At 63.6% G+C, this 18,200-nt stretch carries 17 protein-coding genes; 6 read left to right on the top strand and 11 right to left on the bottom strand.

From position 1 onward, the window contains the following. Positions 1-17: 17 nt before the first annotated feature. From F4U95_RS00510 to F4U95_RS00525, 4 genes are all read right to left on the bottom strand, one after another. Positions 18-1,568, bottom strand: a complete 1,551-nt coding sequence (locus tag F4U95_RS00510; RefSeq protein WP_120253062.1) for a carboxylesterase/lipase family protein — start codon at positions 1,566-1,568, stop codon at positions 18-20. 27 nt (positions 1,569-1,595) lie between these two features. Continuing rightward, positions 1,596-2,351 carry a 2-dehydro-3-deoxy-D-gluconate 5-dehydrogenase KduD gene (gene kduD, locus F4U95_RS00515; protein WP_120253063.1) on the bottom strand — a complete coding sequence of 252 codons (756 nt, stop codon included), beginning with the start codon at positions 2,349-2,351 and terminating at the stop codon, positions 1,596-1,598. A 128-nt stretch (positions 2,352-2,479) separates the two neighbouring features. Further along, the gene (kduI, locus tag F4U95_RS00520) at positions 2,480-3,319 is read right to left on the bottom strand and encodes a 5-dehydro-4-deoxy-D-glucuronate isomerase (protein WP_150411820.1); all 840 of its coding nucleotides are present in this window, start codon (positions 3,317-3,319) and stop codon (positions 2,480-2,482) included. 55 nt (positions 3,320-3,374) lie between these two features. Then, positions 3,375-4,427: a LacI family DNA-binding transcriptional regulator gene (locus F4U95_RS00525; protein WP_120253064.1), complete on the bottom strand. Its 1,053-nt coding sequence runs from the start codon at positions 4,425-4,427 to the stop codon at positions 3,375-3,377. Positions 4,428-4,528: 101 nt separating this feature from the next. Here F4U95_RS00525 and F4U95_RS00530 point away from each other — a divergent pair, with 101 nt between their 5' ends. After that, positions 4,529-5,329 (top strand): 2-keto-4-pentenoate hydratase, encoded by an 801-nt coding sequence (locus tag F4U95_RS00530; protein WP_120253065.1) that lies wholly within the window; start codon positions 4,529-4,531, stop codon positions 5,327-5,329. Between the two features lie 33 nt (positions 5,330-5,362). After that, positions 5,363-6,643: an MFS transporter gene (locus F4U95_RS00535; RefSeq protein ID WP_120253066.1), complete on the top strand. Its 1,281-nt coding sequence runs from the start codon at positions 5,363-5,365 to the stop codon at positions 6,641-6,643. Positions 6,644-6,830: 187 nt separating this feature from the next. On the opposite strand, the gene F4U95_RS00540 is transcribed toward F4U95_RS00535, so the two are convergent. Continuing rightward, entirely contained in the window at positions 6,831-7,691 is an 861-nt protein-coding gene (locus tag F4U95_RS00540) for an amidohydrolase family protein (protein ID WP_120253067.1), read from the bottom strand. Positions 7,692-7,805: 114 nt separating this feature from the next. Between F4U95_RS00540 and F4U95_RS00545 the strand changes: the two genes are divergently transcribed. The 4 genes from F4U95_RS00545 (at position 7,806) to F4U95_RS00555 (ending at position 12,702) form a co-directional block, all read left to right on the top strand. Then, positions 7,806-8,645: a fumarylacetoacetate hydrolase family protein gene (locus tag F4U95_RS00545; protein WP_150411819.1), complete on the top strand. Its 840-nt coding sequence runs from the start codon at positions 7,806-7,808 to the stop codon at positions 8,643-8,645. A 167-nt stretch (positions 8,646-8,812) separates the two neighbouring features. Continuing rightward, complete coding sequence (locus F4U95_RS24870; protein ID WP_211363924.1) at positions 8,813-9,838, top strand: glycosyl hydrolase 2 galactose-binding domain-containing protein; 1,026 nt, start codon at positions 8,813-8,815, stop codon at positions 9,836-9,838. Continuing rightward, on the top strand, positions 9,839-11,227 hold the full coding sequence (locus F4U95_RS24875; RefSeq protein WP_211363928.1) for a glycoside hydrolase family 2 TIM barrel-domain containing protein: 1,389 nt from the start codon (positions 9,839-9,841) through the stop codon (positions 11,225-11,227). Beyond that, the gene (locus tag F4U95_RS00555; protein WP_197716463.1) at positions 11,224-12,702 is read left to right on the top strand and encodes a glycoside hydrolase family 28 protein; all 1,479 of its coding nucleotides are present in this window, start codon (positions 11,224-11,226) and stop codon (positions 12,700-12,702) included. Before F4U95_RS24875 ends, F4U95_RS00555 begins: the two co-directional genes overlap by 4 nt. A gap of 9 nt (positions 12,703-12,711) precedes the next feature. Here F4U95_RS00555 and F4U95_RS00560 read toward each other — a convergent pair whose 3' ends face one another. From F4U95_RS00560 to F4U95_RS00585, 6 genes are all read right to left on the bottom strand, one after another. After that, complete coding sequence (locus tag F4U95_RS00560) at positions 12,712-13,113, bottom strand: Dabb family protein (RefSeq protein WP_232016247.1); 402 nt, start codon at positions 13,111-13,113, stop codon at positions 12,712-12,714. Positions 13,114-13,117: 4 nt separating this feature from the next. Continuing rightward, on the bottom strand, positions 13,118-14,182 hold the full coding sequence (locus F4U95_RS00565) for a LacI family DNA-binding transcriptional regulator (protein ID WP_120253071.1): 1,065 nt from the start codon (positions 14,180-14,182) through the stop codon (positions 13,118-13,120). 68 nt (positions 14,183-14,250) lie between these two features. Continuing rightward, positions 14,251-15,933 (bottom strand): GMC oxidoreductase, encoded by a 1,683-nt coding sequence (locus F4U95_RS00570; RefSeq protein WP_120253072.1) that lies wholly within the window; start codon positions 15,931-15,933, stop codon positions 14,251-14,253. A 26-nt stretch (positions 15,934-15,959) separates the two neighbouring features. Then, positions 15,960-16,805 (bottom strand): sugar phosphate isomerase/epimerase family protein, encoded by an 846-nt coding sequence (locus tag F4U95_RS00575; RefSeq protein ID WP_120253073.1) that lies wholly within the window; start codon positions 16,803-16,805, stop codon positions 15,960-15,962. Further along, entirely contained in the window at positions 16,802-17,362 is a 561-nt protein-coding gene (locus F4U95_RS00580) for a gluconate 2-dehydrogenase subunit 3 family protein (protein WP_120253074.1), read from the bottom strand. Before F4U95_RS00580 ends, F4U95_RS00575 begins: the two co-directional genes overlap by 4 nt. After that, positions 17,359-18,195 (bottom strand): 3-keto-disaccharide hydrolase, encoded by an 837-nt coding sequence (locus tag F4U95_RS00585; protein ID WP_120253075.1) that lies wholly within the window; start codon positions 18,193-18,195, stop codon positions 17,359-17,361. Before F4U95_RS00585 ends, F4U95_RS00580 begins: the two co-directional genes overlap by 4 nt. Positions 18,196-18,200: the final 5 nt, after the last annotated feature.

The raw sequence follows: 18,200 nt of genomic DNA on the forward strand, positions 1-18,200 counted from the left end.
AAGCGTGGGATTTCCTGTCAGCTGCCCGGCTGGATATAAGGTACCTGCGCGAATATTTCCCGTTCCCAGCCGCGCGGATCGTCAGCCATATGGCTGTCGATGTCGAAGATCATCGTGGATCGTCGGTCCAATCGATATGGCGTCCAGTCCGCCAGACCCGCGCCATTGGGATCGCCCCGTAGCGCGAACGCCAAAAAGCGATCCATCATCGCCGCCGATGCGGCCCGCGCACCCGCTCCGGTCCCGGTAAAGGAACCCGGTGCGTCCAGCGTGCCGAAGGCCAGCGCGATATCCATGGTGTGCGGTGCACCCCGTCGGGGTTGGGTCGGCGACTGGAAATCGACCTGATAAACCCAAGTCGGCGCGGCGGCCCGCGCCCTCGCCTCCGCCTCGATCACCTGCCCCGGCCAGCTGCGCCCGGCCGTGGTCGCGGCGTAGAAGATGCGCTCCGCAGACCAGTCGGGATGATGCGCCCGATATTGCGCGACGATCCATTCCGGAGGCAGGTCCATGCGCAGTTCGCCAGCCATCCGGCCGGGCAGGTTGGCCCAGTCCAGCCCCCTTATCAGCGGCCCGTCCGGGTCGATGAAGGCGCGCGTCTCGTCCCGTGTATTGCCCAGCATCATCGGGATGGCATTGCCTTGCGGCGCGGCATCGGGCCAGAAAGGGTGTCGCTTCAGCCAGCGCATGTCCAGCACCGGCCCCATATATAGACCGCCGCCCAATATCGGATCGACAGCATCCAGCCCGTCTATCAGACGCGCGACCGGCATGGTCAGCAACGGCGTCAGATCGGTCGGCGACACGCCCAGTTTCGTCAGATAGGCGGCCGTCCGCCGCGCCGCGTTGATCGGGCCGCTGGCCGTCACCTGCTGCCCGCTCATGGTGATGGCGTGGTGGAACAGCCCCTTGGCGGCGGGCATCGCCATCATCGTCGCAATCTTGGCGCCGCCGCCAGACTGGCCGAAGACCGTTATGTTCGCCGGATCTCCGCCGAAGCTCGCAATATTCTCCCGCACCCAGCGCAGCGCCAGGATCAAGTCCAGCTGCCCCGCATTGCCGCTATCGGCAAAGCGCGGATCGAGCGCAGCCAGATAGAGATAGCCCAGCGCATTGAGCCGATGATTGACCGTGACCACCACGACATCGCGCCCGGCCAGATGCCGCCCGTCATTCAGCGGATCGACCACGCTGCCGTTGGAATAGGCGCCGCCATGGATATAGAGCAGCACCGGGCGTTTCGCCTGCCGCTGCGTCCCCGGCGTCCAGATATTGAGGAAAAGACAATCCTCGCTGGTCGCGGCCTGCATGGCTTTTTGTGGGCAGGAGGGCGCGAAGGCGACGGCCGGCCTCACATCTCGCCAAGGTGCGGGCGCGATCGGTGCACGGAACCGGCGTGCTGCGGTATTCTGCCCGTAACGGACCCCGCGAAACACATGCAGCCCGCCTTCCCGCACGCCCCTTATCCGGCCATGGCTGGTGGTGACGACCGGATCGGATGCCGCCGCAAAGGCTGGCGATGCCATCAGGGTCAGCCCCGCGCCGATGAAGCCCCGCCGATTGGGCATGCCTCTCTCCTCTCCCGTGTGTTCACATCAGCGCGCGAGCCACCCGCCATCGACGGCCAGCACATGGCCATGGATATAGTCCGCCGCGCGCGACGCCAGGAACACCGCCGCGCCGCCGATATCGCTGGCCTCGCCCCAGCGCCCGGCCGGGATGCGCTCCTGTATCTGCCGGTTGCGCGTCTCGTCGGCCTGCAAGGCGGCGGTGTTGTTGGTCGCGATATAGCCCGGCGCGATGGCGTTGACGTTCACGCCCCTGGCCGCCCACTCGTTCGCCAGCAGCTTCGTCAGTCCCCCCGCCCCGCTCTTGGACGCGGTATAGCTTGGCACCCGGATCCCACCCTGGAAGGACAGCAAGGACGCGATGTTGACGATCTTGCCGCTGCCTTGCGCGATCATGTGCCGACCCGCCGCCTGACAGAGGAAGAACAAAACTTTAAGGTTGGTGTCGATCACCGCGTCCCAGTCCGCTTCGGTAAAGTCGACGCTGTCGGCCCGGCGGATGATCCCGGCATTGTTGACCAATATGTCGAGCCCGCCCAGTTTCTCGATCGTCTCGTCCACCACCCGCTGCACCGGCTCGATGCTGCTGAGATCGGCCGATATGATGTCCGCCCGGCGACCCAGCGCACGGACCTGCGCTACCGTCTCTTCCGCCGGGGTGCGCCCCACCGCCGCGATATTGGCGCCCGCCGCGGCCAGCGACAGCGCGATCGCCTGGCCGATACCGGTATTGGCCCCGGTGACGATCGCCACCTTGCCGGAAAGATCGAAGATTTGGGTCATGGACTATTCTCCGCATCATCCCCGCGAAGGCGGGTATCCATCTCCTGACCAAGCCACAGATCGCACGACCGGGAGATGGATTCCCGCCTTCGCGGGAATGACGGCAAGGGGGTTAGGGGGGCGGTCGATTACGCCAGCTGGCAGATATCCAGCACGTTCATGTCGGTATAATCCTGGTTCTCGCCCGCCATCGCCCAGATAAAGGCATAGGCCTTGGTGCCCGATCCCATATGCACAGACCAGGGCGGTGATATCACCGCTTCCTCGTTCGCCATGACGATGTGCCGCATCGCTTCGCCTTCGCCCATATAGTGGAAGACGCGGTCGCTCGGCCCGTCCAGTTCGAAATAGAAATAGATCTCGCTGCGGCGCTCATGGATATGCGGGGGCATGGTGTTCCACACCGAACCGGGCTTGAGCACCGTCAGGCCCATCACCAGCTGCGCGCTCTCGCAGATGCCGGGGATGACCATCTGATAGATCGTCCGCTCGTTCGATTCCTCCAGGGAGCCGCGTTCCAGCGTGGTCGCATCCGCCACCGAGATCAGCTGCGTCTTGAACTCCTTATGCGCCGGGCAGGAGGCGAGATAATAGCGCGCGCCAGCCCCCGCAAATTCAACATCCTTCGCGCCCATCGTCACATAGAGGCAATCCTTGTTGCCCAGCGTGAAGACTTCGCCATCGACCGTGACCGTGCCGGTGACGCCGCCGACATTGACGATCGCCAGTTCGCGCCGCTCAAGGAAAGGATGGCCCGCCGCAGAAGCCGGCTCGCTCTGCGCCGGCAGCGTCACCGGCGCATCCACCACCGCCACGCCGCCGATCACGAACCGTTCGGCATGGGTATAGTTCAGCACCACCTCACCATCGCGAAACAGCCCGCCGATCAGATAACGATCCCGCAATTCATCGTTCGATACGCACTCCATCATATCGGGATGCGTCGCATAATAGGTCTTCTCGAACATCTGAATCTCCTCTCCGCCATGCCCCATTGGACACCGGTGTCATGAAGCGGCGATATCAGCTTGTCGCTGGCGGTGCAACCGATCCGCGTCGGATCAATGTCGAACTGAACATCGACGGCTCGTTGACTTCTGCATCTTCGCCGATGGCGGTGCCGATCAATTTGAGCGCGGCGGCGCGGCCCATGGCGACGATCGGCCAGCGAACCGTGGTCAATGGCGGCCAGACGCGGGTCGTGACCGGCGTATCGTCGAAGCCGATGATCGACAATTCTTCCGGCACGGCGATCCCGCGCAGGCGCGCGGCATAGAGGACGCCGGCCGCCATCTCGTCGTTGCTGGCGAAGATCGCGGTCGGTCGAGGTGACAGGTCGAGCAGGCTTTCGGACGCGGACAGACCCGATTCGAACGTATATTGGCCGTCCGCTACCAGGCTGCGTGGCAGGCTGATCCCGGCCTCTTTCAACGCCAGTTCAAAACCTTCCCGCCGCTCCTGCGCGGAGCGAAAGCCGTGCGGCCCGGCGATCAGACCAATCCGTCGATGCCCCTGCGCGATCAAATGGCGCACCGCATCGGCCACCGCCTCCCGATCGTTCGACGCCACCATATGCTCAGGATCGTCCAGCACGGCCGAACCCATGCGGACATAGCGACACCCTTCCTCATCCAGCATGCGCGCCAGCGCGTCATTTTCCGACATGGGCGGCAGGATGACCACGCCGAACAGGCGCTGGCGCGTCACGAAGCTGCGAATATCCTCCATCACCAGATTGGATCCGCGATCGACCGGCCGAATCACGAGTTCGAATTCCGTGCCGTGCAGCGCTTCCAATATCCCCTTCTGCATGCTGAGGATCATCTGGACGTTGGGATTGTCGTAGACCAGGCCGATCAGGAAATTGCGCCCCAGCGCAAGCGCGCGCGCCTGCGGATTGGGGACATAGCCGGTATCGCGGATGATCGTTTCCACCCTGTCGCGGGTTTCCCGGTTCAATAGCGGCGAACGGTTTATCACCCGGCTGACGGTCTTTTTCGACACGCCGGCCATGCGGGCGATGTCGTTGATCGTCAGCTTGGGCGCCTGCCCCTCATCCTGCTTCTGCTTTGCCATGCCGCCTTATACCGCACAATCGATGCGACGCCAGAAGCGTCCGCTTGCCAATGACACCGGTTTCCATTACCGCATAGGCAAATGACAGAAAAGGACGTTCCATGAACGCAAGCAACGGAGCAGGGACCATCGCGGACCGTTTTCTGGCCGCACGTCGGGCCGCAACGGGCCTGACCGACTATCCCGGCACCCCACCGGAAACGCTGGATGCGGGCTATGATATTCAGGCACAAGCCATGGCGCGGGTAACGGAACCGGTTGCCGGCTGGAAGGTCGGGCGCATATTGCCGCCGCTGGATGCTCGCTATGGCTGCGACCGGCTCGCCGGACCGATTTTCGCCTCGACGGTAGCGCAGGTGGATGGGCTGGCGACCGGCCTTGTCTTCGCCGAAGGGTTCGGCGCGGTCGAGGCGGAATTTCTGTTTCGGATCGGTAAAGCCCCCGCCCCCGATCAGCGGCAATTCACGCTGGAGGAAGCCGCCGACCATGTCGATGCCGTGCATATCGGGATCGAGATTGCCAGTTCGCCCTTTCAGGGCATCAACGGTCATGGCCCGGCAGTGACGGTATCCGATTTCGGCAATAATAACGGCTTGCTGATCGGCCCGGCCGTACCCGACTGGCACGATGGCGCCTATGCACAACAGCGGATCGTTACTCGCATCGACGGGGTGGAGATCGGCGCAGGCACGGCCGCGGCCTTCAACCATGGCGCGATCGGATCGGTGCGATTCCTGCTGGAAAATCTGGCGCAGCGCGGCATCGCGGTCGAAGAGGGCTGGTGGATTTCCACCGGCGCGGTTACCGGTGTCCATCCTGTCAGACCCGGGCAGCAGGTGGAAACGGATTTCGGCCCGCTTGGCACCCTGAACTGCCGGATAGAAGCCCAGCCAGCGCGATAAACAGCGGACGTCAAGAGCCGCAACAGGAGCAGGATGATGAAGGACATACAGATCGAGGATCGCCCGCCGACCCGTTATCGCTGGGTCGTGGTCGCGCTGTTGTTCGCGGCGACCGCGATCAACTATGTCGATCGTCAGATGATCGGGGTGCTGAAACCCACTTTGTCGGCGGAAATGGCCTGGTCCGAAACGGATTATGCCAATATCGTCTTCTGGTTCCAGGCGGCTTATGCGGTCGGTTATCTGGGCTTCGGCCGGATCGTCGATCTGGTCGGCGCACGCTTTGGCTATGCCATCGCCGTCGTCATCTGGACCATCGCCCATATGGCGCATGGCGGGGTGCATAGCGTCACCCAGTTCGCAATGGCGCGCTTTGGTCTGGGCGTCGGCGAATCCGGGAATTTCCCGGCGGGGATCAAGGCGGTGACCGAATGGTTTCCGCAAAAGGAACGCGCCTTCGCCATCGGCCTGTTCAACGCGGGGGCCAATATCGGCGCGATCGTGACGCCGCTGCTGGTGCCCTGGCTGACCGTCGCCTATGGCTGGCGGGTCGCTTTCTACGCTACCGGGATTTTCGGCGTCCTCTGGCTGATCGCCTGGCTGGCGCTCTATCGCAAGCCTGAGGCCCATAAGAAGATTTCGGCCGAGGAACTGGCCTATATCCGCCAAGATCCGGCCGATCCGGTCCAGCCGATCGGCTGGGGCCGCCTGATCACCGTCAGAGAAACATGGGCCTATGCCATCGGGAAATTCTGTATCGACCCGATCTGGTGGTTCTTCCTCTTCTGGCTGCCCGGATATCTGGGTACCCGTTATGGCCTCGACCTGCTGAGCTTCGGGCCGCCGCTGGTTGCCATCTATTTACTATCGGACCTGGGCAGCGTTGCGGGTGGATGGATGTCCGGCCGTTTGATGAAGGCGGGCAAGAGCGTCAATGCCGCGCGCAAGCTGACCATGTTGCTGTGCGCCTGCGCAGTGCTGCCGGTCTTCTTTGCCCAGTCGATCGACAATCTGTGGGTGGCGGTGCTGATCATCGGCATAGCGACGGCGGCGCATCAGGCTTTCTCGGCCAATCTCTACACATTGCCGTCGGACCTGTTCCCGCGCGGTGCGGTGGGATCGGTCGTGGGCATCGGCGGCACGGTGGGCGCGATGGGCGGCATGGCGATGGCCAAATATGCCGGCTATGTGCTCGACAGTATCGGCAGCTATACGCCGCTGTTCGCCGTGGCGGCGAGCGCCTATTTCGTGGCGCTGGCGGCCGTGCACCTGCTCTCGCCCCGACTGGAGCGGGTCAGCGTCGCCAGTGAATGAAGGCAAGGCCCGCTGCGTCCTGCGGCGGGCCGGACAATAGGAAAGGCCTGCCTTAACTTCGCATATTTCCCGTAAATCCTGAAATATCGATGCGACGATAGGATATTATATTAACAGGCTGGCGCTGTGTCCTCTGGATCGTCCATATCCCGGATGGTGCGCTGTAGGACAGCCTGCACTTTGCCAATCAGTCCGCCAGCAGGCCATAAAAGGCGCGGGCCGCGCCCTCGAACAAACGGGCGCGGCCGTCCGCGTCGAGCGGGCCGGCAAGTCGCACTGTGGCGTCGACCCAATCGCTATACCGATCGCCCATCTGCAAAAGCACCGGCCAGTCGCTGCCCCACATCGTCCGGTCGCCAAACTGCGCCAGGATATGCGCGACATAGGGCGCCAGCGCATCGGCCGACTGTCCCGGCGCCTGCTCCGTGCGCAGGCCCGACAGCTTGCACCAGATATTCGAAAAGCGCGCCAGTGCGGCGAGGTCGTCACGCCAGGGATCGAGACGTCCTTGGGCCGCGAAAGGCTTGGCGCCATGGTCGATGACGATCGGCAGGTCCGGCCAGCGTTGGGCCAGACGGCCGATCGCCGGCAAATGACGAGGCTGCACCAGCGCGTCGAAGCGCAAGCCATGGGTCAGCATCGCGTCGATCGCAGGGGCACAGGCGTCCCGCAAAATCCAATCGCTGTCGTCCATGCTCTGCAACATCGGACGCAGGCCGACCAGCTTGGGATGCCGGGCCAGTTGCGCGATCCGGGCGGGAGCGCCGGCATCGTCCAGCGCGACCCAGCCCACGACAGCCAGAATGGAAGTATCCTCGGCAGCCAGTGCGAGCATCCAGTCGGTGTCGCGATCGTCCGGTTGCGATTGCACCAGCACGGTGCCGACCAGATCCAGCCCGTCCGTCGCCGCGCGCAGGTCGGTCGGCAGGAAGTCGCGGTGAATCAATGGCCAGCCTGCATCGGGCCAGGCTTGCCCCGGTCCCCCTATCCGCCAATAATGGTGATGCGAATCCAGGATGCGCGGCCGCGCGGTGCGATGCTCATCCATGTCTCTCTCCACCCAGCTTCTTGTGCGCCAATTCCACTACATAGGGCATCGGAATGATGGTAGCGCAATCATTTATGCCAGTTCGTCGAAAATTCATCTGAAAGGACGCCACACATGAAATTATGCCGTATCGGGGATGCCGGTCAGGAACGCCCTGCTCTGGTCGATGGCGATGGTTATATACGCGATCTGTCGGCCCATGTCGCCGATCTGGACGGCGCGGCAATCGGTCCGGAGGGATTGGCGCGACTGGCCGCCATCGATCCGACAAGCCTGCCCCTGATCGAAGGGCCGGTCCGCTATGGTCCGCCGGTCGCCGGCACGCGACAGTTCGTCGCCATCGGCCTCAACTATGCCGACCATGCCGCCGAATCGAACCTGCCGATCCCGGCCGAACCGGTCGTGTTCAACAAATGGGTCAGCTGCATTCAGGGCCCGAATGATCCCGTCACCATTCCGGCCGGATCGCAAAAGACCGACTGGGAAGTCGAGTTGGGCGTCATCATCGGCAGCACCGCCAATAATGTGAGCGAAGCCGACGCCCTGAACCATGTTGCGGGCTATTGCGTGGTGGACGATGTGTCCGAGCGCGCGTGGCAGATCGAGCGCGGCGCGACATGGGACAAGGGCAAGGGTTTCCCGACCTTCGGCCCGGTGGGTCCGTGGCTTGTCACCGCCGACGAAGTGGGCGATCCGCAGGCGCTGTCCATGTGGCTGGACGTCAATGGCGCGCGCAAACAGGACGGCAGCACGAAGACGATGATCTTCACCGTCGCGCAGATCGTCGCCTATGTCAGCCAGTTCATGACGTTGCTGCCCGGCGACATCATCACCACCGGCACGCCGCCGGGCGTAGGGCTGGGGCAGAAGCCGGAGCCCTGGTATCTGAAGGCCGGTGACGTCGTCAGCCTTGGCATCGAAAAGCTGGGCGAACAGAAGCATCAGTTCGTCTGATTTGATCCGCGCCGGCCTTTCCCGTCCGTCAGGAAAGGAATCGCCGGCGCCGCCTTCCATTGGCCTCGCCACCTCAAAATACTCCGCATGTTGAAACCATATTGCAAATAGTGGAATAGTCTTTAGCCATGCACCTAGGCCGGTGAAGCTGGTCAGCAGGAGAGGAGATGGCTGTGCGCACATGGGTCGGCATGAGGAAAGTCTACACGCTGGCGACGGTTCTGGCGTCGATCGGCGCAGCCCACGCGGCGCCGCGCGCCGTGACGCCGCTGCCCGACGGCTGGCGTTTCATCCAGGCCGATCCGGAAGGCGCAGAGACGGCGACGCTGGACGATGCGTCATGGCAGGCCGTCACCGTGCCGCACGACTGGGCCATCGCCGGCCCGTTCGACCCCAATGCGAAAGCCGCTGGCGAGAATGGCTTCCTGCCGAGCGGGGTAGCCTGGTATCGCAAGCCGCTGACCCTGACGCCCAAGCCGGGGCGGCGCTATTATATCGAATTTGATGGCATCATGGAGCGTAGTGGCGTCTGGGTGAATGGCCATCATATCGGCTATCGCCCAATGGGCTATGTCAGCCAGCGTTACGACCTGACCCGACATCTACGCGCGGATGGCCGCAACGTTATAGCAGTGCGTGCGGACACGTCCGCTGCGCCGTCTTCGCGCTGGTATACAGGATCGGGCATCTATCGTCCTGTCCGCCTGATCGAAACGGGGGATGTGCATATATCGCAGGGCGGCGCCTATGTCCGGGCGACGGCCATCAGCGACAGCCAGGCGACCATTGCCGTCACCGCAGATGTGCAGAATGATAGCGGCGATGCGGCGCAGGTGAAGATCGAACTGGTCTTGACCGATCCCGATGGCCGCGAAGTCGCCCGGACCGTGACGACGGCCGCCAGCGTGGCCGCCGGTCGTACGGTGATCGTTCCGGTCGAGGTCGCGCTGCCCCGCCCGCGTCGTTGGGACATCAGCGATCCGGCGCAATATCACGCCGCCATTCGGGTGCTGGCCGCCGATGGCACGCTGCTCGATAATGAGGATGTGCGCTTCGGCGTGCGCGAAGCCCGGTTCGATCCCGCAACCGGATTCTGGCTGAATGGCCGCAATTTCAAGCTGAAGGGCGTGGCGCTGCATCATGATGGCGGCGCGGTAGGGGCTGCCGTACCGCTGGCGGTGTGGCGCCAGTGACTGACGACGCTCAAGGCGCAGGGCGTCAATGCGATCCGCACCGCCCATAATGTACCCAGCCCCGAATTTCTCGACCTGACCGACGAACTCGGGCTGATCGTGATGGACGAACTGTTCGACCAGTGGAATGTCGCCAAGACGCCGGAGGATTATCATCTCTTCTTCGGCGACTGGCATAAGCGAGATACGTTGGACATGGTACGGCGCGACCGCAATCATCCCAGCATCGCCCTGTGGAGCGCGGGCAACGAAATCCACGACACCGCCTATCCGGTACAGGCCAAGGCGGCGCTGCGCAGCATATTGGACATCGTCCATGCCGCAGATCCGTCACGCCCGGTGACGATGGCGCTATTCCGACCGAACGTGACCAAGGATTATGACAATGGGCTGGCCGACATGCTGGACGTCGTCGGGCAGAATTATCGCGAAAATGAGCTGATCGCGGCCAGCAAGCAGAACCCCAAGCGCAGCATCGTCGGCACCGAAAATGCCCATAATCGCACCAACTGGGTGCCGGTGCGCGACTATGCGCCCTTTTCGGGCATGTTCCTTTGGACCGGCATCGACTATCTGGGCGAGGCGAACCGGTCGGGCTGGCCCAATATCCAGAATCCGGCGGGTCTGCTGGATCGCACCGGCCGCCAGAAGATCAGCGGCATGGAGCGTGAAAGCTGGTGGTCGGACAAGCCGGTGCTGCATGTCGTGCGCAATGCCGATCCGGCGGCGGCCGGTCCGTCGACCGATGGCGCGGGCGGGCCGAACCAGCCCGTGCTGCCGACGATGATCGCCGTCGCCACGCCCAAGCCAAAGGTCGCCCTGTTCGACGACTGGACGCCGCAGGATCGCAGCCCGCATGACGAGACGATCGAGGTCTACAGCAATTGCCAGCAGGTCGAGGCGTTTATGAACGGCCGTTCGCTCGGCTCCTTGCCGATCCATCAGGATGCCTCGCCGCGCCGCTGGGCGGTGCGTTATGCGCCCGGCGAAGTGCGGGCCACCTGTCGCGATCCGGGCAGCGAGGCGGTGTCCGACAGCCTGCGGACCGCGGGCAAGCCGGTGCGCGTCGAATTGACGCCGAACGCGCCGACCGTCGGGTCGACGTTCGACGACATGGTCTATGTGCGCGCGCGGGTGGTGGACGCGAACGGCATCACGGTTCCCTCCGCCAGCCACCGCCTGCATTTCACAGTCAAGGGCGCGGGACAGTTGATTGCGACCGACAACGGTTCCTCGGTCGATCATACCCCCTTCCCCTCGCCCGATCGTGCTGTGCAGGACGGGCTGGCGGTCGCGCTGGTCCGGGGCGCGGGCAAAGGGCGCTTGACCGTCACCGCCACCGCCGACGGCCTGAGGGCCGGTAGCGTCGATCTGGCTACCACCCGGTGACGATATCATTCGCATCGTCGCGCCGCGGTGCGATGGCCGGTGCTCTCTCCCTCCTATCGCTGCGACCGGGATGGGCCGCGACGTCGCTGGATGATGTCGAGGCGAAGGCCAGAGCCATTGCGAACGCCATCCAGCCGCCGCGAATCCCGCACCGTCGCTTTCCGATCGCCGCCTTCGGTGCGGTGTCGGACGGGCGAACGGACGACAGCGGCGCCATCGCCCGCGCCATCGCCGCTTGTGCCGCAGCAGGTGGCGGCCGGATCATCGTGCCGCGTGGGGTAACGTTGACTGGTCCCATACGCCTGGAATCGCGCATGGAACTGCATGTGGCCAAGGGCGCACGGCTGACGTTCATCCCCGATCCGGCCAGATATCTTCCACCCGTTCATACGCGTTGGGAAGGCGTGGAATTGATGGGCTATCAGCCGCTCATCCATGCGTTCGAGGCGGAGGATATCGCGCTGACCGGCGACGGCGTAATCGACGGATCGGCGGACGACCGGACATGGTGGCCCTGGAAAGGCCCCTGGGCGGGGCGCTATGGCGACACGCCGGACAAGGAACGACAGGCCGCCGATCGCGCACGCCTGTTCGACATGGCCGAACGTGGCGTGCCGGTGGCCGAGCGCATATTCGGCGAGGGCAGCCGGCTGCGTCCCTCCTTCTTCCAGCCCTATCGTTGCCGCCGGGTGCTGATGGAGGGTATCAGGGTGGAGGCCGCGCCCTTCTGGCAGGTGCATCCGGTCGAATGTACCGACGTCACCTTCCGCCGCGTCACCTGCGCCAGCCATGGGCCGAACAATGACGGGATCGACCCGGAATCCTGCAACGGCGTATTGATCGAACAGTGCGTGTTCGACACGGGCGACGATTGCATCGCCATCAAGGCGGCGCGCAATGCGGACGGGCGGCGATTGGGCAAGCCCTGTGAGAATATCGTCATCCGCCATTGCCTGATGAAGGATGGCCATGCCGGCGTTGCCATCGGCAGCGAGCTGACCGGCGGCGTGCGCAATGTCTTCATCCATGACTGCCGGATGGACAGCCCGAACCTGACCCGTGCGCTCATCATCAAATCGAACAGCTATCGCGGTGGACTGATCGACCATATCCATCTGCGCCGTATCCAGGCCGGCGCAGTGGACAAGGCCTTCATCCAGATCTGGATGCTTTATGAAGAAGGCGACGGCGGCGGCCATGTGCCGCAGGTCGCCCATGTGTCGGCGCGCGATTGCGTGATCGGATCGACCGAGCGGGTGCTGATCGTGCGCGGCCTGCCCGACGCGCCGATCCACGACCTGCGGCTGGTGAATATCCGCGTGGGGCGAGAAGCCAAGCCGTCCGTGACCGTGGACGTCGACCCGCCGACGCTGGACAATGTTGTCGTAGGCGGGCGGCGCTGGACGCAGGATTATCTGCGCAGCCTGCCCGGCGCCGACAGCATAAGCTGCGACAAATGGGCGGTGTGCCGATAGACGCCAGCCCTAGTCAGGCACGATCGCCATGTCGTAGACGACGACTTTCTGCCACAGCCCTTCGCAGGATTTCACGAAGGCCTGATGGATCGGGTGATCCTGATAGCTTTTCTGATCCTGCGCATTGTCGAAGAACATGAGTTCCGACACATCATAGCTGGAATCGACGACGTCGCGCTTTTCGGTGCTGGCGGGGACGCCGATTTCCAGCCTGCGGATGACGGGGATATCGCGCAATGTGCGCAGCCCCGCGATCAATCGGTCGCGATCCGCCTGCGATCCGGGTTGTTTCAGCCAGAAAAAGACATGATGCACCAATTGCGGCTGACCCGCCGCCTTTGCCGGCGTCAGCGCCATACCCGCACCACCCAATGCCACCATGGCTGTCCATTCCCTTCTGCTGGCCTTCATTGCCTCACTCCTTCATAGATTCATGTTCGGGTGCCGCCGCCACGGATTGGCGCTCGACAATGACATGGTCGAAAAGCTCGTCGCTGATGATCGTCTGCTCGGCCCCCTTGCCCAGCGCCGCGATCAGGCATTGGGTCGCACGAAACGCCATCTCCTCGACCGGCTGACGCACCACGGTCAGCGGCGGAAAGATGCGCGAGGCAAGGATGGTATCGTCAAAGCCCGTCACCGTCAGATCGCGCGGCAGGCGCAGCCCGATAGTCTGGGCATGGGCGATGACGCCGGCGGCCAGATCGTCGCTGCTACAGATGATGGCTGTGGGCCGATCCGGGTTGGACAGCAGCGACTGTGCGGCCGCGATGCCCGACAGATAGTCGAAGTCGCCATGCTCGACGATCAATGCCGCATCTTCGGACAGGCCATGCCGGGCGAGCGCCGCGCGAAAGCCGTCGAGACGCGCGGCGACGACGCTATAGGGATCGGGACCGGCGATATAGGCGATCCGCCTGTGGCCGTTGGCGATGACCCGCTGCGTTATGGAGAGCATCGCCGCGTGATTGTCGATACGGACGGTGGTCACGTCCGGCATGGCCATGCCGGTCGCGATCGTCGCCAGCGGTACGCCCAGCGACGCAAGGGCGGCCGAACCGCTCAGCTGTTCGGCAAAGGGCGGGACGAGCAGCAGCGCATCCGCCCCGCTGCGCACCAGATCCTGCGCGATCCGTTCGGCACCGTCGCGGGCGACATCCTCACCATCGCGCAGGATGAGTTGCAAGCCATGGGCATTGGTGGCCCGCAGCGAACCGACCAACACCGCGTCCAGAAAGGGCGTGCGCCGATCGTAGATCAGGCCCACGGTCGTCGCCCGCGCCTTGGCCAGGCGGCGGGCGGCAAGGTTGGGGACATAGCCGAGGTCCGCGATCGCCGCCTGCACCGCCTCGATCGTCGCTGCGCCCGCGCGACCGGCACCGTTGATGACGTTGGAAACGGTCATGGCGGACACACCGGCCCGTTCCGCCACTGCGCGGATGGTCACCCCCCTTTGCCGTCGTCTTACCGTCACATCCATGTCCCCCTCGCCCCTCCTGATAGCGCCTTGTCGATCGCGTCATAGTGGCGAAAGGGACGGGATGTCGTTCAGACCGTGCCGGCCTTCAACCCCTTGACCGCATGATCCACGGCGCGCGCTGTCAACGCCATGAAGGTGAGCGAGGGATTGACGCAGCTGATCGACGCCATCTGGGCGCCGTCGGTGACGAACAGGTTGGACGCGTCATGCGCCTGGCTCCATTTGTTGAGCACCGACGCGCGGGGATCGTCGCCCATGCGTGCGCCGCCCATTTCATGGATGGCGTCACCGGGCACATGTTCCCGCACGCTGCTTTCGACATTTTTGAGGCCGGCGGCGCGCAGCATCTTTTCGCCCTGTTCGCGGGCGTCGATCATCATCCGCTGCTCATTTTCGCGGAAGGTGACGTTGAACCGCATCAGCGGGACGCCGAACCGGTCGGTCTTGTCCGGGTTCAGCGCGACATGATTGTCTTCGTAAGGCAGGCATTCGCCGAAGGCGCCCATCTGGAATTTCCAGCCGCTGTAACGACGCATGCCCTGCTTCATCGATGCGCCGAAGCCGACCGGCTTGGACGGTTCGCGATAGGCGGCACCCTGATAGCCATAGCCACGCTTGAAGCCGACATCGCCATCCTGACCATTGTTGCGGAAGCGCGGGACATAGACGCCGCCGGGACGGCGACCGAATTCGATAAATTCCTCCATGCCGGGAATGTCGCCCTTCACGCCGACGCGGAAGATATGGTCCATGACATAACGGCCCAGCGTGCCGCTGGAATCGAAATGGCTGCGCGTCCCGTCCGGCTGGCGGGAGTTCATGAGGATCTGCACCGAGCCGAGGGTCGAGGCGTTGAGGAAGACCAGCTTCGCGGTCACCGTTTCGGCCTGGCCCGTCTTGGTGTCGACGAAGCGCACGCCCGTCACCTTCTTGGTCGCCGGATCATATTCGAGGTTGGTGACGACCGCATCGGAGCGCAGCGTCAGCCGCCCGGTCGCCCGCGCCGCCGGCAGCGTCACCGCCTGGGTCGAGAAATAGGCGCCGAAGGAACAGCCATTGCCGCACTGATTGCGGACCTGGCATTTGGTGCGGCCCTGTTCCGGCTTGTCTTCGGTCATGTTGGACAGGCGGGCGTTGATCATCTTGCGGCCGGGAAATTCGCTTTCCAGCCGCTGCTTCATCCATTTTTCCGCGATATTCATGGGCATGGGCGGCTGGAACTGGCTATCCGGCAGATAAGGCAGATTCTCGCGCGAGCCCGATACGCCGGCATATTTTTCGACATAGTCGTACCACGGCACAAGGTCGTCATAGGTGATCGGCCAGGCGCCGCCGATACCATCGCGCTTGTTCGCCTCGAAATCGGCAGCGCTCCAGCGGAAGCTCCAGCGCCCCCAGATCAGCGACTTGCCGCCGACGGCGCCAGGGCGAATCCAGTAGAATTTGCTGCCCTCCTCATAATCATAGGGGTTCAGCCGGTCGTTATTGTAGAAAGCCTGGTTGCTGGGCTGAACATAGCCGTGCTTGGCGATGAAATAGTCGCTTTCCCGCAGGGCGTCGGGCATGATGTTGCGCGCCGGCACGTCAAAGGCGGGGCGACCGTCATAGGTATAGCCTTCGCCATGTTCGACCATGTGGCCGCGATCCAGCATCAGGACGCGCAGCCCTTTTTCCGTCAATTCCTTGGCGGCCCAGCCACCGCTGATGCCCGTACCGATGACGATCGCATCGAATCTGTCCGTCGAAGCCATATGATCCTCTCCCAAGGATGGAGTTTTTAAAAGCGCAGACCGCGCAGCGTCTGGAAGCTTTTGGTGATGTCGGGGATGAAGGGCGCCGGGCACTGGTCATTTTCGACATAGAAATGCCGCACCCCGGCCACCGCGTTCAGCTTGAACAGGCTGGCGAAGTCGATCGTGCCCGCACCCACCGCCGTCATGCTGCGATCGGCGCGCATATCCTTCACATGATAGGCATAGATGCGGCCGGCAAGACGCTTGATCAGCGCCTGCGCATCCTCCCCGGCATGGATCGCCCAGTAGAGATCCAGTTCGATCTTCACCAGTGCGGGGTCGCAGGCCTTCAATAGCCGGTCGAACAGGCTGACGCCATCGGGCTTCACGGTAAATTCGAAATCATGATTATGATAGGCAAAGCCAAGGCCGGCCGCCTTCAACTGCGCGCCGAAGCGGTTGATATTGACCAGCGCCGCGTCCCACGCCGCCGCGTTGCGATGCTTGTCCACCATATAGGGCAGGATGACCGTGTCCGCGCCCAGCGTCTTGGCCATGGCGACGCTGGCGTCGAAATCGCCGAGCAGCGCGTCATAGCCGATATGCAAGGACGGGCTGGTCAGGCCGAGACGATCCATCGTCTTGCGCAGCAGCTTATGGTCCATGGCGTCATAGCCGCCACCGCCATATTCGACCTCCCGATAGCCGACCTTCGCGATCTTCTCCAAGGTCGCCACCGGATCGGCGGAGAAAAGCTCCCGCACGGTATAGAGTTGCAGGCCGACCTTGCGAAGCTGCGCGGCCTGCGCGTCGCCGGCAAGGAAGTTCTGGCTGGCGAGCGCGGCAAGGCCACCTGCGCCCAGCAGCATGGAGCGACGGTTCATGATCATGCGGAATAGACCTTGTTGACCTGAGCATAGGGGAAGGCGCCATTATATTCGCCGGGTACGGGCAGATATTCGCGTTCCTGCGTGATGCCGATTTCCGACGTATAATAGCCGGTGATGACCAGTTGCCGGAACGCTTCGAAAAATTCGATGCCGTTTGGCAGCGCATCGTTCATCGCCAGCGTCAGCAGCGCATCCTGCTGTTCCGGCTTGGTATCGACGGCGGGCAGCTTATAGTCCTGGCGGCTGCGGGAATCGATTTCCGCAAGGCCCGACAGGATGGGGATGCGATCTTCCGGCAGCGCCCAGTCGGCCAGCAGCTTTTCGATATAGGCGGGCACGCCTGCCGCGATGGCACCGGGCGTGTCTGTGGTCGGCAATATGCGCTCGCTCAGCGCCGTCATCAGCGCGCGCTGGTCGGGCGTGAAGACCTGGATGCTGGGTGCGCCCTCACTGATCACGCCGGCCGGCGCGAGGCCTGCGGCGCGGGCGAGCGGCGCAAAAACCTGCGCGCCGAATAGGGCGAGTACGCCGGCCAGCGCCTGTCTGCGGTCCATCATTGTCCTGCCCCCTTATTGTCCTGTGCGATGGCGTCCTGCGGCAACGGCCGGACCCAGATGTTACGGAACGACACCGGCGAGTCATGATCTTGAAGCTGGATCGGCGCCTTGTCGCCATGCGCCTGATATTGGGCAATCGAGCGCCATTTTGTGGTGCCCAGCATCGCCTGATGATTTTGCACCATCACACCGTTGAGTAGCACGGTGACATAGGCCGGGCGTGCGACGCTGCCGTCCGCAGCAAAGCGGGGCCGCTCGAAGATGATGTCGTAGCTTTGCCATTCGCCCGGCTTGCGCGACGGGTTCACCAGCGGCGGCTTCCACGCATAGACCGCGCCGACCGTGCCATCGGCATAGGTCGGGTTCTGATAGCCGTCGAGAATCTGCACCTCATAGCGTTGCATGAACCATATGCCGCTATTGCCGCGATCCTGCGAACTTTTGGTCGGCGGGTTGGGCGAGCGAAATTCCAGATGGAACTGGACGTCGCCAAATTCCTGCTTGGAAATGAGGGCGTTTTCGCCGCCGCTCTCCGCGCGGGACGGAATCGTCATCACACCCTTCGCCACGGTCCAGGGCTTGCGCTCGCTGCGCCAGGCGTCGAGCGATTTCCCGTCGAACAGGATGATCGCGTCGGACGGCGCGCCGCCCGGTTGCGCGGCCGGCGTGACGACCGTGGGGGCCGGACGATCGGGATCATGGACATGCCACTTGCCGCCGGGCAGGATCGGTGTGTCCTTGAAACCCAGCTTTCCGGGTTTGTCCTGCGCATGGACCAATGTGCCCGCCATCAGGCCGACCGCCATTGCCACGCCGATAGGAATGGGTTTCATCCTCT

It is taken from the genome of Sphingobium limneticum (assembly GCF_008710165.1).
Taxonomy (GTDB): Bacteria; Pseudomonadota; Alphaproteobacteria; order Sphingomonadales; family Sphingomonadaceae; genus Sphingobium; species Sphingobium limneticum.

What these genes read in the sequence shown, in the direction of transcription:
- F4U95_RS00510 (WP_120253062.1), bottom strand. Translation starts at nt 1,568, where the DNA reads ATGCCCAATCGGCGGGGCTTCATCGGCGCGGGGCTGACCCTGATGGCA.
- kduD (WP_120253063.1), bottom strand. Translation starts at nt 2,351, where the DNA reads ATGACCCAAATCTTCGATCTTTCCGGCAAGGTGGCGATCGTCACCGGG.
- kduI (WP_150411820.1), bottom strand. Translation starts at nt 3,319, where the DNA reads ATGTTCGAGAAGACCTATTATGCGACGCATCCCGATATGATGGAGTGC.
- F4U95_RS00525 (WP_120253064.1), bottom strand. Translation starts at nt 4,427, where the DNA reads ATGGCAAAGCAGAAGCAGGATGAGGGGCAGGCGCCCAAGCTGACGATC.
- F4U95_RS00530 (WP_120253065.1), top strand. Translation starts at nt 4,529, where the DNA reads ATGAACGCAAGCAACGGAGCAGGGACCATCGCGGACCGTTTTCTGGCC.
- F4U95_RS00535 (WP_120253066.1), top strand. Translation starts at nt 5,363, where the DNA reads ATGATGAAGGACATACAGATCGAGGATCGCCCGCCGACCCGTTATCGC.
- F4U95_RS00540 (WP_120253067.1), bottom strand. Translation starts at nt 7,691, where the DNA reads ATGGATGAGCATCGCACCGCGCGGCCGCGCATCCTGGATTCGCATCAC.
- F4U95_RS00545 (WP_150411819.1), top strand. Translation starts at nt 7,806, where the DNA reads ATGAAATTATGCCGTATCGGGGATGCCGGTCAGGAACGCCCTGCTCTG.
- F4U95_RS24870 (WP_211363924.1), top strand. Translation starts at nt 8,813, where the DNA reads ATGGCTGTGCGCACATGGGTCGGCATGAGGAAAGTCTACACGCTGGCG.
- F4U95_RS00560 (WP_232016247.1), bottom strand. Translation starts at nt 13,113, where the DNA reads ATGAAGGCCAGCAGAAGGGAATGGACAGCCATGGTGGCATTGGGTGGT.
- F4U95_RS00565 (WP_120253071.1), bottom strand. Translation starts at nt 14,182, where the DNA reads ATGGATGTGACGGTAAGACGACGGCAAAGGGGGGTGACCATCCGCGCA.
- F4U95_RS00570 (WP_120253072.1), bottom strand. Translation starts at nt 15,933, where the DNA reads ATGGCTTCGACGGACAGATTCGATGCGATCGTCATCGGTACGGGCATC.
- F4U95_RS00575 (WP_120253073.1), bottom strand. Translation starts at nt 16,805, where the DNA reads ATGATCATGAACCGTCGCTCCATGCTGCTGGGCGCAGGTGGCCTTGCC.
- F4U95_RS00580 (WP_120253074.1), bottom strand. Translation starts at nt 17,362, where the DNA reads ATGATGGACCGCAGACAGGCGCTGGCCGGCGTACTCGCCCTATTCGGC.
- F4U95_RS00585 (WP_120253075.1), bottom strand. Translation starts at nt 18,195, where the DNA reads ATGAAACCCATTCCTATCGGCGTGGCAATGGCGGTCGGCCTGATGGCG.